The organism is Massilia sp. ZL223 (assembly GCF_018119395.1).
Taxonomy (GTDB): Bacteria; Pseudomonadota; Gammaproteobacteria; order Burkholderiales; family Burkholderiaceae_D; genus Telluria.
On record NZ_JAGPWD010000001.1, the window covers coordinates 24,819 to 38,982 of the forward strand.

Below are 14,164 nucleotides of genomic sequence, written 5' to 3' on the forward strand. Positions count from 1 at the left end.
CATCTGAGGAAACCATGAGCGAAAACATCAAACATATCAGCGACGCATCCTTCGACACCGACGTGCTCAAGTCCGAGCGCCCGGTCCTGGTGGACTTCTGGGCCGAGTGGTGCGGCCCGTGCAAGATGATTGCACCGATCCTGGAAGAAGTCGCCAAGGAATACGAAGGCAAGGTCACGATTGCCAAGCTGGACGTCGACGCGAACCAGGCCATTCCGGCCAAGTTCGGCATCCGCGGCATTCCGACGCTGATCCTGTTCAAGAATGGTGTTGCCGCTGCCCAGAAAGTGGGCGCCATGGCCAAAGGCCAGCTGACCGCATTCATCGACAGCAATATTTAAGAAAAAAAGAGACAAGCGGCGGCGGCGCGCCCGCGCCACCGTCATCCTGGACGGAAGGACTACCTGGTCCTTCCGGCTTGATTAAACCAGCCACGCAGCTCCCTCCCCTACCTTAATTTCCCATCACGGGACACCCATACAAACATGCATTTATCTGAACTGAAGGCAATGCACGTCTCCGCCCTGCTGGAGATGGCTATCGGCCTCGACATCGACAACGCAGCACGCCTGCGCAAACAGGAACTGATGTTCGCGATCCTGAAGAAGCGCGCGAAAGGCGGAGAACAGATCTTCGGCGACGGCGCGCTCGAGGTGCTGCCGGACGGCTTCGGATTCCTGCGCTCGCCGGACGCGAGCTACATGGCATCGACCGACGACATCTACATCTCGCCGTCGCAGATCCGCCGCTTCAACTTGCATACGGGTGACTCGATCGAAGGGGAAGTGCGTACGCCGAAGGATGGCGAGCGTTACTTCGCGCTGGTCAAGGTCGACAAGGTCAACGGCGAATCGCCGGAAGCCTCGAAGCACCGCATCCTGTTCGAGAACCTGACCCCGCTGCACCCGCAGGAGCCGCTGCGCCTGGAGCGCGACATGAACGGCGCCGAGAACATCACCGGCCGCATCGTCGACCTGATCTCGCCGATCGGCAAGGGCCAGCGCGGCCTGCTGGTCGCCTCGCCGAAGTCGGGCAAGTCGGTCATGCTGCAGCACATCGCGCACGCGATCACCGCGAACCACCCGGACGTGACCCTGATCGTCCTGCTGATCGACGAGCGTCCCGAGGAAGTGACCGAGATGCAGCGTTCGGTGCGCGGCGAAGTGGTCGCCTCGACCTTCGACGAACCGGCCACCCGCCACGTGCAGGTCGCCGAGATGGTGCTGGAAAAGGCCAAGCGCCTGGTCGAGATGAAGAAGGACGTCGTGATCCTGCTGGACTCGATCACCCGCCTGGCCCGCGCCTACAACACCGTGATCCCGGCATCGGGCAAGGTCCTGACCGGCGGTGTGGACGCCAACGCGCTGCAGCGTCCGAAGCGCTTCTTCGGCGCCGCCCGTAACGTCGAAGAAGGCGGCTCGCTGACCATCGTCGCGACCGCGCTGATCGAAACCGGTTCGCGCATGGACGACGTGATCTACGAAGAATTCAAGGGCACCGGCAACATGGAAGTGCACCTGGAGCGCCGCCTGGCCGAGAAGCGCGTCTACCCGGCGATCAACCTGAACAAGTCGGGTACCCGCCGCGAAGAACTGCTGATCAAGCCGGACCAGCTGCAGAAGATCTGGATCCTGCGCAAGCTGCTGTACTCGATGGACGAGATCGAGGCGATGGAGTTCATCCTCGACAAGATGCGCGCGACCAAGAACAATGTCGAGTTCTTCGACATGATGCGCCGCGGCGGCTAAACGCCGGCGTAGCGATCGCGTGAAGGGCGGCCTGAGGGTCGCCCTTTTCTTTTGGGGCGCGGTGAAAGGATGCGGTGCGGCGTGCGTGAACCCCCACCACCAACAATGATCTAACGTTCACCCACAGCCGAGAACGCCATCATGCCAAACGGTATCGATCCCCACGCCCCCTACCAGCTGGACCGCCGCCTGACCATCCTCGAAACGCGGTTCGATACCATATTGCCTCGGCTTCGGCGGCATGATCATGACCCTGTTTTCTCTATTGCAACACTGACCCGCACCTCGGTTGCCTCGATCGCCAAACCGCCTTATAATCGCCGGTTCAGTCAACCCCTGGCAAGTGATCGGCAATCGGGTCAAGAAGCAGTGCGACCGACGAAGTGCCTTTTGGCTACCAAACTAATCAGAGGCAATATTATGAAGACCGATATCCATCCGGATTACCGCGAAGTCGTGTTCCACGATCTGTCGTGCGATTTCAAGTTCATCACCCGTTCGACCATCGCTACCCGCGAAACCATCAACTTCGAAGGTAAAGACTACCCGCTGGTCAAGATCGAGGTGTCGGCTGAATCGCACCCGTTCTACACCGGTAAGCACAAGATCGTCGACACCGCTGGCCGCGTCGAGAAGTTCCGCCAGAAGTTCGGTTCGGTCGGCTCGAAGACCTCGGTCGCCAACGGCTAATCTGCCGGGCACCCGCCCGGAGCGATCCGGGTTACCAGAAAAGAAGCCGGCCTCCCCGGCTTCTTTTTTTTTCGCGGCTATACTACGCGCTTATTTCCCAAACATCAGACTTATCGATGAAACCAGTCCGCCTTCCCGCCGCCGCCACCCTGGCGCTGCCCCGCTGGGCCCTGCTCGCGCTGGGCATGCTGTACATCCTGCCCGGGCTGATCGGCCGCGATCTGTGGAAGGAGGACGCCGGCAGCTTCGGCATCATGTGGACCATGGCGCATGGCGGCCTCAATGACTGGCTGTATCCGAACGTCTCCGGCCTGCCCAGCCCCGAGGAGGGCCCGCTGGCCTTCTGGCTGGGTGCGCTGTGCATCAAGCTGTTCGGCTGGATCCTGGGCGACGTGCTGGCCGCGCGCGTCTCGACCATCGGCATCTTCGTGATGGGCGCCATGTCGCTCTGGTACACCGCCTTCCACCTGGGCCGCCGCGCCGAGGCCCAGCCGCTGCGCCTGGCCTTCGGCGGCCAGCCCGAACCGGACGACTACGGCCGCACTCTGGGCGACACCGCGGTCCTGATCTACCTCGGCTCCCTTGGCCTGCTGCTGCAAAGCCACCTGACCCTGGCGCCCACCCTGCAGGGCGCCCTGCTCGCCTATTTCCTGTACCGCGCGGTGCGCTACGTCGAGCACACCAGCACCCGCAACGCCGTGCTGGTCGGCCTGTCGCTGGGCGCCCTGACCCTGACGCGCGGCTTCCTGGCGCCGCTGGCCCTGGTGCTGGCGCTGTTCGCCTGCACCCGCTACCTCAAGCTGCCGGTCGCGGCCACCCTGCGCCACCTGGCGATCGCGCTGGGCGTGGCGTTCGGCCTGACCCTGGTGTGGATCCTGCCGGCCTCGCTGGCCCAGCCCTACGGCATGTCGCCGGTGGGCGACTGGCTGGCCTGGAACGGGGAGCAGATCGGCCTGCCCAGCCTGGTTTCGCTGAAGGCTTTCTTCCGCATCGGCGTCTGGTTCTTCTGGCCCGCCTGGCCGTTCGCGCTGTGGGCCGTGTGGGCCTGGCGCCGCCAGCAGAAGCTCCTGCACATCGTGCTGCCGGTATTCTTCTTCGCCACCCTGGCCGCCCTCCAGCTGTGCGACCCGGCGCCGGAGAACGGCGACTTCCTCAAGATGCTGCCGCCGCTGGCCCTGATGGCCGCCTTCGGCCTGCCGACCATGAAGCGCGGCGCGATCAACGCCATCGACTGGTTCTCGGTGATGGTGCTGACCATCCTGGGCGCCTTCGTGTGGCTGTTCTGGATCGCCAAGCTGACCGGCTGGCCGGCCCAGCTGGCCAAGAACGCGCTCAAGCTGGTGCCGGGCTTCAAGCCGGAAGTCGGCATCGTCGCCTTCGTGGTGGCGGCCGCCGCCAGCATCGGCTGGATCATGCTGGTGCAGTGGCGCCTGTCGCGCCAGCCTTCGGTGCTGTGGCGCGCCGTGGTGCTGTCCTCTGGCGGCCTGATCCTGCTGTGGGTGCTCCTGATGACCCTGTTCCTGCCCGACCTCAACTACAGCAAGAGCTACGCCGGCGTGGCCCAGCAGATCGCCGCACGCCTGCCGGCCGACGCCGGCAACGGCGCCGGCGGCAGCTGCATCGACACGAACGTCGGCCCGGCCCAGCGCGCCTCGCTGGCCTTCTACGGCCGCCTGCCCTTCGCCACCATGGCCAGCGGCGCATGCGATTACGTGCTGCTGCGCGACAGCGTGAAGACGCGCGACGACCGCGAGATGATGCGCAAGTACGAAGTGCGCAATCCGGTCCCCCTGTGGGAAGGCCGGCGCGCCTCGGACCGCGACGAGCGCTTCCGCCTGTTCCGCCGCGACCGCTGAGCGTTCTCATCCATACCCAGGCCGCACGGCTCGTCCGTGCGGCTTTTTTTTCGTCCACACTTGTTGAATCGCGCCACCAGTGCGCGCCTCCATGGCGCGATATGAGAACCTATCTCCAACAATTGGCGCGTTTGAGCGGTCTCAATTCGTACCCAGCGGCGATGGTCACAATGATTTGGTCGTAGCCGCCGGATGATCCCGACCGGGCCCTGACCCGGGTCCTCAAGCACGCAGCAAGGAGACGATCATGAAAAGCGTTACGTTTTCTGAAATTGTGCGCGTCCATCAACGGCCGGGTTACCTGCGCCGCCTCGCTACCTGGCGGCAATCGCTGCCCTGGGCCCTGACCCTGCTGGCCGGGCTGCCCCTGCTGATGCTGGCGCTGCACCTGATTGACCCCGGGACGCCCCTGGCCTACATCGTGCTGCCGGCGCTGCTCGGCGGCGTGCTGCCGGTCTGCATGCTGGGGCCGGGGCGCTTCGAGATGCAGACCCGTTTCGACGCCCGCTACATGATCAATACGCTCGACGAAGCCATGTCCGCCCTGGGCTACCGCAAGAGCGCGGACGACAGCGAACGCATCAGCTACTACCGCCCGCGCCCCTGGCTGCGCCAGCAGGAAGGCGCGATCACGGTGGCGGTGCTGCCGCATGCGCTGGAAGTGATCGGGCCGGTCGGCAGCCTGCGCCTGCTCCAGCACAGGATTGCCCGCTAAGTGCCCGCCAAGTGCCTGCTGAGCGCCTGCCGGGGGCCGGCGCCCAGTACGAGCACGCCGTATGGCCATGCGCCACGGTCAAAATTCACGCTCGTACTGGTCAGTCGCGCAAGGCATGTGCTAAGATGCGCGCCTGCTATTGGGCCTCTGTGGCGGAATTGGTAGACGCACTTGACTCAAAATCAAGCGCCGAAAGGCGTGCCGGTTCGATTCCGGCCGGAGGCACCAAATCCTTGTAGCAATATGCACCACACCAGAACCCGCGTTTCTCATCGAGAGAGCGTGGGTTTTTTGTTGCCCTGCACCGCAGCATCGAACGCCAGCCCATAGCCCGCGTGGCAGATCGCCATGGCGAGCCAGTACCGCGTCGCTACTGCGGCAATCCCTCGACCAGCATCGCATCCAGCGCCTCCGCAGGCGCAGGCTTGCCAAATAAATAGCCTTGATAACGGTGGCAGCCAAGCTCCCTGAGCATGGCATGCTGGGCTTCGGTCTCGACCCCTTCGGCGATGATCGACAGCCCGAGCGCCTGGGCCAGCGCGACCACGCTGCGCGCGATCGAGGCGTCGTTCGGATCGACCAGGATATCGCGCACGAAGGAACGGTCGATCTTCAGCTGCTCGAGCGGCAGCCGCTTGAGGTAGGCCAGGGACGAATAACCGGTGCCAAAGTCGTCGAGCGAGAAGCAGACGCCGCGGCGGCGCAACTGCTCCATCTTGTCGATGGTCTCCTCGACGCGATCGATGACCATCGATTCCGTCAATTCCAGCTTCAGCCGCGACGGATCGGCGCCGGTGGCGGCGATGACCTCCAGCGTGTCCCGCACAAAGCTGTCCTCCATCAGCTGGCGGATGCTGATGTTGACTGCGACTGTCAGGTGGGCGCTGTGCGGCGTCCTGCTCCAGCGGACCAGCTGCTCGCAGGCCGCGCGCAGCACCCAGCCGCCGATCGGCAGGATCAGGTCCGTGTGCTCGGCCACGCCGATGAACTCGACGGGGCCGATCAGCCCCCGCTCGGGATGCCGCCAGCGCAGCAAGGCCTCGGCGCCGACGACACGGCTTTCCTCGACCTGTGGCTGGTAGAACAGTTCCAGCTGTCCGGCGTGCAGCGCGTGGCGCAATTCGGCCTCGAGCTGGATGCGCTGCCGGATGCGCTGCTCCATCCAGGGCTCGAAAAAGCGCAAGGTGTTGCGCCCGTCGGCCTTGGCCTGGTACATGGCCAGGTCGCCGCGCTTCATGAGCATGTCGAGCGATTCGTCGCGGTGCGTGCACAGGGTGATGCCGATGCTGCAGCTGGCGTGATGCGCCATGCCGCCGATATCGTAGGGCGCGCCCAAGGCCGCCAGCACTTTCTCCGCCAGCATCTCGGCGTGCAGCCGAGCCTCCTCTTCGCTGGCGCCGATCGCGTCGAGCATGACGACGAATTCGTCGCCGCCGAGGCGGGCTACGGTGTCATTGGCGCGCACGCAAGCTTCCAGGCGCCGCGCCACCTGCTGCAGCAGCTGGTCGCCGGCGATATGGCCACGGGTATCGTTCAGGTCCTTGAAGTTGTCGAGATCGAGGAAGAGCAAGGCGCCGGCCTGGGCCGCGTCGCCGCTGGCCGCCAGGCAGGCCTGGATGCGCTCGAACAGCAGCCTGCGGTTGGGCAAGCCGGTGAGTTCGTCGTAAAAGGCCAGCCGCAGGTTACGCTCCTGGGTCTGTTTCAGTTCCGTGATGTCCGACACCGTGCACACGTAGTTGGCGATGCGCCCCGCCTGGTCGGGTACGGCGCTCACCGACAGCAGGGCCGGGTACAGGCCGCCGGTCTTGCGCTGGCCCCATGCATCTCCCTGCCATTTGTGCTGGGCCGCCAGCAGGTCCCAGAAAGGGGCGTCCAGGCCGCGTCCGTCCCGGGTGAGCAGGAAAGGCAGAGTGCGCGACTCCAGCAGCTCGGACAGCACATAGCCGCTCATCGCACACATCGCCTGGTTGGCGTCGACGATCGCATGGTCCGGCCCCAGCACCAGCATGCCCTCGTGCGACTGGAACACGGTGGCGGCCAGGCGGTTCGATTCCTCCATCTGCTTGCGGGCCGTGATATCGCTCGAGATGCCGCACAGGTAGCGCGCCGCGCCGCTTTCCAGCGCCAGCGACACCTTGGTCGACAGATAGATGCGCTGCCCGTCCTTCATGCTGGGCCCCGCCTCTTCGAACACCCTGCGCTCCTTGTCCTCCATTACCAGGGCGTCATGCGCACGCAGGGTGGCGGCCAGTTCAGGGCCAAACAGCTCGAAGTCGTCCTTGCCGATGATTTCGGCGGCCGGCCGGTCCACCAGGCGGCACAGCGCCCCGTTCGCGTACAGGTAACGGAAATCGGCATCCTTGATGTAGACGGGCGAATCGACGCTGTCCAGGATGGCCGAGAGCTTGTTCTCGGTGTCGCGCAATTCGCGCGCCCGCGTCCGCGCCTGGCGGCGAAAGCGCAGTGCCGCAGCCGACGCAGCCGACAGCAGCACCGCGGCCAGTCCCAGCAGCCAGAAAAAGCGCGCGCCGATGGCCTGCGCGGGCGCCTGCAGCTGCCAGCGCTTCAGGATGCCGAAATACACGGATTCAGGATCGGCTTGCCATGCCGCAAGACGGCGGTCGAGCGCCGCCTGCACGTCGCCCTGGGCGCCGGGCCGGGCGGCATAGAACAGGCGCGCCGGCTGGAACACGATGGGAGTATCGTGCAGGCCGAAGTGGGACGCCCGCAGGTCGCCGTAGTACTTGTTGGCGGCGGCCAGGTCCACCTTGCCCTCGCGTACCAGCTGGAAGGCCTGGTCGTACGAGGACGTCTGCACGAAGCTGGTATTCAACCCGAAAGTGTCCGTCAGGTTTTGCAGGAATGCCGCCTGCACCGATCCCTCCAATACCGCCACCCGCTTGTCTTTCAGGTCGAGGAGGGAAACGGCCTTGACCTCGCCGCCGTAGAGCTGGGACCAGCTGATCAGTGCCGGGACATTGTGGAAGGCAAAGCGCCTGGCACGCTCGGGGGAATAGGCGACGTCGGGCAGCAGGTCGATGTCGCCCCGCTCGAGCATGGCGAGGCAGCCCGCCCATTCGCAGGGAACGAAGTGCAGACGCCAGTTCTCGTCCTTGGCGGCTTCCTGCAACAGCTCGACCAGGATGCCCGAAGCCTGGCCCTTGTCGTCGACGAACAGCTTGGGTTGGTTGCTGTAGACACCGACCCGCAGTTCCTTTTCCGGGGCCGCCGACGCACTGAGGGAGGAGACTGCCAACAGGAGGGACAACAGCAGTTTGCCGACGAGCGCGCGCACACAAGACCATGGGCGGCCGGGGTGGCAGGATAGACCGGGGGACGATGGCGGCATGCGGCTCATGCGAACGGGCTAGATGGCTTTATCAAGCACAGCGGCCCATGCCCCCTTCCCGCTTTCCGTCCCTCCACCGCAGCGATCCACATCGACATCTGCATGACCTTCCTCGAAGACTGCGTGTCCGTCCCAGTCCGGATGGCTGATCCGGCGCGCTTGTTAATCGGTAAACTGATATTTCGTCATCATAGCGACGGTGCAAGACTACCAGAGCGTGGTGGAAAACGCAGAAGGCTGGCGTGCTGCCTCCGCCCGGCGGCCGGCGCGGGACTGGAATGTGCGCGGATGGGAGGAGTCGATGTGGAGGGAGCCGGCCTGGAACGCTCAGCGCTTGCCCGCCGGCGTATTCACCGCCGCCGTCGCATTCCCCGCCGTCCCCGAGTTGTCGTATGCGCGCTCGATGCGCCTCCCGGTGCCATCCCTGGCGATCTCGGCGAACGCCACGTTGAGCCGGTCGATCACCGCATCCGGCACCGCGCGATTGCAGGCCAGGTAGACTTCGATCCGGTTAAACACGAGCACCGGCACGATCTGCTTGTCCCAGCCGTAGCGGCTCAGCACGGTCTCGCTGGAACGCACGCTGGCCGCCCACAGGTCGATGCGGCCCAGCATCAGCTTGCGAGGATTCATGAGGTCGTTCGAGGCGGCGTCCACCTGGAAGCCGCGTTCGCGCAGGAACTGGTCGCGGGCATCGCCGTGGTAGGTGCCGATGCGCAGCTTGCGCGCCTGCTCCAGGTTGTCCAGGTTCCATTCGCGGTCGGCGCGCCCCATCAGGACCCACTGGCCGACGTCGGTCGGGCCGGCCCACTTGAACAGGCGCTCGCGCTCGGGAGTACGGGTGGTGGAGTAAACACAGGCGTCCGGACGCTGCAGCGCCGCGGCATAGGCACGCTTCCAGGGCAGCAGGTCGATGGTGTGCGCCACGCCGGCGCGCTGCATCGCCTCGCGCACCTTGTCGGTGGCGACGCCGACCACACGCCCCTTGTCGAGCATGCTGGACGTCCCCGATTGCTCGGTCGTGATGTACAGACGCGCGCCCGCCTCCGGCGCACTGCCGGGAGCCGCGGCGGCCATCGCTTGCGCCGCCTGCAGCGCCAGCGCAGTGACGGCGATAACGGTTCTGTTCAAATGCGCACCCTGGTTCTCTACCTTTTGGAAGACTGCCAACCAAGCATACCAGCCGGCCCGGATTTCCCACAGTGCATAGCGCGGAAGGTGGCGCGCCCGCCACAGTCCCGCGTTTGACACGGCTTCATTCCGATGATCAAGAAGACTTTCCGAAACGAAAATGCGATACTGACCAGCTCATCCAATGGGCATCGTGCAAGCCGCCCGCCTTCCTATGTTGCAAATATTTTCAGTTCCGGACGACTCGTCCCTGCTGACCTATGGCATCTACGAACCGCGCCTGGTCGTACTGTCGCTGCTGGTCGCGATCTTTTCTTCCTGGATGGGCCTGCAGATGGCGGGCCAGGCCAGCGCCAGCCGCGCGCAGCGCACGATCATGCTGGCCACCGGCAGCCTGGCGCTGGGCGCCGGCGTGTGGGCGATGCACTTCATCGGCATGCTGGCCTTTAACCTGTGCACGCGGGTCGACTACGACGAGCTGACCACCATCCTGTCCGCCCTGCCCAGCATCGCCGCCTCCTTCGTGGCGCTGTCCCTGATTGCGCGTCCGCGCCTGGGCTTCGGCGGCCTGCTGGCCGGCGGCGTGCTGGTCGGCGCCGGCATCGGCGCGATGCATTATTCCGGCATGGCGGGCATGCGCATGAGCCTGAGCCTGCACTACGATCCGCTGATGTTCGGCCTGTCGATCGTGGTCGCGGTGGTGCTGGCCACCTTGGCGCTGGGCGTGCGCTCGGGCCTGTCGCGCTTCCAGTCGATGTCCGAATCGCGCCGCTTGCTGCTGGCCGCGGTCGTGATGGGCTGCGCCATCGCCGGCATGCACTACACCGGCATGGCGGCCGCGCGCTTCATCGGCCGCGTCGCGCCGGGCAGCCAGGGGCACGTCAACAGCGACTTCCTGGCGCTGGCGATCACGGTGATCACCGTTGCCTTCACCTTGTTCGTGCTGGCCGCCAACGGCCTGCTGCGCTACCGCCAGATGTTCCTCGACCTCTCGCGCAGCGAAGCCTGGATGCGCGCCCTGCTCACCACCACCGTCGACGGCGTGGTCACCATCGACCGCAAGGGCCACATCAACGAATTCAACGCCTCGGCCGAACGCATCTTCGGCTGGCGCCGCGACGAAATCATCGGCCGCCATATCGACCTCCTGATCGCCGACCAGGAAAACGCGGAGAAGGACGGCCTGCTCGGCATCCTGCGCCAGGGCAGCCTCGATTCCTTCGCGCGCAGCAGCGAGGTCATGGCCAAGCGCAAGGACGGCAGCCTGGTGCCGGTGCGGCGCTCGATCGGCCACGCGAAGCTGGGCGACCAGGATTTGTTCGTCGGCTTCGTCACCGACATCAGCGAACGCCGCGCGATGGAACAGGCGCTGCGCGCCAGCGAACAGCAGTTCCGCTCACTGATCGGCAACATCCCCGGTATCTCCTTCCGCTGCACGCTCGAACCGGGCTGGCCCATGGTTTTCATCAGCGATGCCATAGAACGTGTGACGGGCTATCCAGCGCGTGAATTCATTGGCATGCCCCCGCGCCGCACCTTCGACAGCCTGATCCACGCCGCCGACCGCGTGCGCGTCAACGACGCAATCGCTGCCGCGATGCGCGGGGACCTGCACTACCTGGTCGAATACCGCGTGCTGAACGCCGACGGCAGCGTGCGCTGGCTGTGGGAGAACGGCACCGGCGTGCGCGACGATGCAGGCGAAGTGCGCTGGCTGGACGGCGTCATCCTCGACATCACCGAGCGCCGCCAGATGGAAGAAGCGCTGCGTGAAGCCAAGGACAAGGCCGAGCAGGCCGCCGCGGCGCGCGCTACATTTGTCGCCAACATGAGCCACGAGATCCGCACGCCGATGAACTCGATCCTGGGCTTCACCGACGTGCTGCTGGACGGCGAACTGAACGCCCAGCAGCGGCGCCACCTGGACACCATCCGCAACGCCGGCAAGTCCCTGCTGCGCCTGCTGAACGAGATCCTCGACACCGCCAAGCTGGAAAAAGGCGCGGTCGAGCTTGAGCAGAACGACTACAACCTGCTGTCGCTGATCGACGAGCTGTCCTCGACCCTGGCGGCGAACGCGCGCGCCAAGGGCCTGCACCTGGACATCCAGTACGACCCGGCGCTGCCGACCGGCCTGCGCGGCGACGAACTGCGCATGCGCCAGGTGCTCACCAACCTGATCGACAACGCGATCAAGTTCACCGCCAAGGGCTCGGTCACCCTGAAGGTGCGCGCCGAAGGCGACCAGCTGTGCATCGCGGTGGTCGACACCGGCATCGGCATCGCCCAGGACCGCCTGGCCGCGATCTTCGATCCCTTCACCCAGGCCGATGCCTCGATGACCCGGCGCTTCGGCGGCACGGGTCTGGGCACCACCATTTGCAAGCAGCTGGTCGAGCTGATGGGCGGCCGGATCTGGGCCGAGAGCGAAGTCGGCAAGGGCACCACCTTCCACGTGCGCGTGCCGCTGGTGCTGGCGCGCTTCGCCCAGCAGGCGCCGCGCGTGCGCAGCGCCGCGGTGCTGCCGCCGCTGCGCGTGCTGGCGGCGGACGACGTGCCGCAGAACCTGGAGCTGCTGCAGCTCCTGATGGCGCGCCGCGGCCACATCATGACCGGCGTCGGCGACGGCGCCGCCGTGGTGGAGCTGGCGACGAAGCAGGACTTCGACGTGATCCTGATGGACTTCCAGATGCCGCTGCTCGACGGCCTGTCGGCCACGCGCGCGATCCGCGCCCACGAAGCAGCCGGTAGCCGCCGGCGCGTGCCGGTGATCGCGATGACCGCCAGCGTGCTGGCCGAGCACCGCAGCGCCAGCGTGGAAGCCGGCATGGACGGTTTCGCCAGCAAGCCGGTCGACTGGTTCGCGCTGTCGCACGAGATCGCGCGCGTGCTCGGCATCGCCCAGCAGTGCGCGGACAGCGCGGCGGCAAGCATCCCGGGCATGGTGCGCGAAGTATGGAACCGCCACGCCGGCCTGCATCGCTGGGGCGGCAAGGAAGACACCTATCTGGAAGCGCTCGACCACTTCAGCCGCCAGTATGCGGAACTGGACAAGACGCTGCGCCTGCACGCCGCCGGCGGCGAGCACCAGGAACTGCGCATGCTGGCCCACAAGGTGCGCGGCGTGGCGGCCAACGTGGGCCTGGAACAGCTGTCCGACGCCCTCGGACAGCTCGAACATGCGACCAATGCGCTGCCGACCGACGAACAGAAGGCGGCGGCCGCGCTCGAAGCCTCGGCCAGGGCCGTCGCCGAGGCGCTCGCCGCCATCCGGACCGGCGGCGCGAACGGCGCCCAGCCGCTTCAAGAGGCGGCGGAACAGACGGTCGACCTGGCGCGCGCGCGCCGTGCGGCCGGCGTGCTGCTCGAGGCCCTGCGCCGCGGCGCGCTCGACGACGGCGCGCTGGCCGGCCTGTCGTCCGCCCTGGCCGGCCATGCCTGCGCCCCGCGCGTGGCCCAGGTGCGCACCGCCATCGGCGACTTCGATTTCGACCTCGCCATGCAGCAGCTCGAAAGCGTGCTGGCCGCGATCAGGGAATAAAGTAATCCAGGAATTTTCGGCATGACCCAACCGACCAACAAACCGCTGATCCTCGCGGTCGACGACGAGGCCAGCAACCTGGCGCTGCTGCGCCAGATCCTGCAGGACCACTACCGCCTGCTGTTCGCCAAGGACGGCGCACGCGCGCTCGACCTGGCGCGCCAGGAACAGCCCGACCTGATCCTGCTGGACGTGATGATGCCCGGGATGTCGGGCTATGAAGTGTGCGCGGCGCTCAAGGCGCATCCGGGCACCGCCGCGATCCCCGTGATCTTCGTGACCGCCCTCACCGACACCGACGACGAGGTCGAAGGCTTCGAGGCCGGCGCGGTGGACTACATCACCAAGCCAGTCAGCCCGCCGATCGTGCGCGCCCGCGTGCGCACCCACCTGTCGCTGGTGCGCATGGAGGAATTGCGCGCGAGCCGCCTGGAGATCGTGCAGCGCCTCGGCCTGGCGTCCGAATACAAGGACAACGAGACCGGCCTGCACGTGATCCGCATGAGCCACTTTTCGCGCGTGCTCGGCATCGCGGCCGGCATGACCGAACAGGAAGCCGACGACCTGCTGCACGCGGCGCCAATGCACGACGTCGGCAAGATCGGCATCCCCGACCGCGTGCTGCAGAAGCCCGGCCCGCTCGACGCGGAAGAATGGAAGGTGATGCAGAGCCACGTGAACATCGGCGCCGAGATCATCGGCGAGCATAGCGGAGGCATGCTGGGGCTGGCGCGCAACATCGCGCTGACCCACCACGAGAAGTATGACGGCAGCGGCTATCCCAACGGCCTGAAGGGCGACGCCATTCCGCTCGAAGGGCGCATCTGCGCGATCGCCGACGTGTTCGACGCCCTCACCTCGGTGCGTCCCTACAAGAAGGCGTGGAGCGAGGAAGAAGCGATCGACTTCCTGCGCCAGCAAAAGGGAAAGCATTTCGATCCGGTGCTGGTGGACCTGTTCATCGAACAGATGCCGGCGATCCGGGCGATCAGGCTGCGCTGGGCGGAACAACAGTAGGGTGGACGGGTCTCCCGTCCACGCGGCGATACGTACCGGTTGATCATTCGCCGCTGTGCCGGCGCCGTTGAGCGCGTGGACGGCAAGCCGTCCACCCTACGCTTGGTCCGGCTGGCG

9 protein-coding genes and 1 tRNA gene are annotated in these 14,164 nt (G+C 66.0%); 8 read left to right on the top strand and 2 right to left on the bottom strand.

Annotated features, from left to right (window positions below; translation table 11 throughout):
• The first annotated feature begins 14 nt into the window (after nucleotides 1-14).
• The 6 genes from trxA (at nucleotide 15) to KBW95_RS00135 (ending at nucleotide 5,237) form a co-directional block, all read left to right on the top strand.
• Nucleotides 15-341 carry a thioredoxin TrxA gene (gene trxA, locus KBW95_RS00110; protein WP_211523501.1) on the top strand — a complete coding sequence of 109 codons (327 nt, stop codon included), beginning with the start codon at nucleotides 15-17 and terminating at the stop codon, nucleotides 339-341.
• A 144-nt stretch (nucleotides 342-485) separates the two neighbouring features.
• The gene (gene rho / locus KBW95_RS00115; RefSeq protein WP_211518437.1) at nucleotides 486-1,748 is read left to right on the top strand and encodes a transcription termination factor Rho; all 1,263 of its coding nucleotides are present in this window, start codon (nucleotides 486-488) and stop codon (nucleotides 1,746-1,748) included.
• 420 nt (nucleotides 1,749-2,168) lie between these two features.
• The gene (locus KBW95_RS00120) at nucleotides 2,169-2,438 is read left to right on the top strand and encodes a type B 50S ribosomal protein L31 (RefSeq protein ID WP_211523502.1); all 270 of its coding nucleotides are present in this window, start codon (nucleotides 2,169-2,171) and stop codon (nucleotides 2,436-2,438) included.
• A 116-nt stretch (nucleotides 2,439-2,554) separates the two neighbouring features.
• Entirely contained in the window at nucleotides 2,555-4,294 is a 1,740-nt protein-coding gene (locus KBW95_RS00125; RefSeq protein WP_211523503.1) for a glycosyltransferase family 39 protein, read from the top strand.
• A 247-nt stretch (nucleotides 4,295-4,541) separates the two neighbouring features.
• Nucleotides 4,542-5,009, top strand: coding sequence for a hypothetical protein (locus KBW95_RS00130; RefSeq protein WP_211523504.1), 468 nt, complete (start codon nucleotides 4,542-4,544; stop codon nucleotides 5,007-5,009).
• A gap of 143 nt (nucleotides 5,010-5,152) precedes the next feature.
• Nucleotides 5,153-5,237: transfer RNA gene (locus tag KBW95_RS00135), tRNA-Leu, on the top strand.
• A 142-nt stretch (nucleotides 5,238-5,379) separates the two neighbouring features.
• On the opposite strand, the gene KBW95_RS00140 is transcribed toward KBW95_RS00135, so the two are convergent.
• Both KBW95_RS00140 and KBW95_RS00145 read right to left on the bottom strand, forming a co-directional pair.
• Nucleotides 5,380-8,277, bottom strand: coding sequence for an EAL domain-containing protein (locus tag KBW95_RS00140; RefSeq protein WP_229429454.1), 2,898 nt, complete (start codon nucleotides 8,275-8,277; stop codon nucleotides 5,380-5,382).
• Nucleotides 8,278-8,685: 408 nt separating this feature from the next.
• Nucleotides 8,686-9,489: an ABC transporter substrate-binding protein gene (locus tag KBW95_RS00145; protein WP_229429456.1), complete on the bottom strand. Its 804-nt coding sequence runs from the start codon at nucleotides 9,487-9,489 to the stop codon at nucleotides 8,686-8,688.
• Between the two features lie 214 nt (nucleotides 9,490-9,703).
• On the opposite strand from KBW95_RS00145, the gene KBW95_RS00150 reads away from it, so the two are divergent.
• Nucleotides 9,704-13,030, top strand: a complete 3,327-nt coding sequence (locus KBW95_RS00150; protein ID WP_211527211.1) for an MHYT domain-containing protein — start codon at nucleotides 9,704-9,706, stop codon at nucleotides 13,028-13,030.
• 21 nt (nucleotides 13,031-13,051) lie between these two features.
• Nucleotides 13,052-14,047: a two-component system response regulator gene (locus KBW95_RS00155; protein WP_211523506.1), complete on the top strand. Its 996-nt coding sequence runs from the start codon at nucleotides 13,052-13,054 to the stop codon at nucleotides 14,045-14,047.
• Nucleotides 14,048-14,164: the final 117 nt, after the last annotated feature.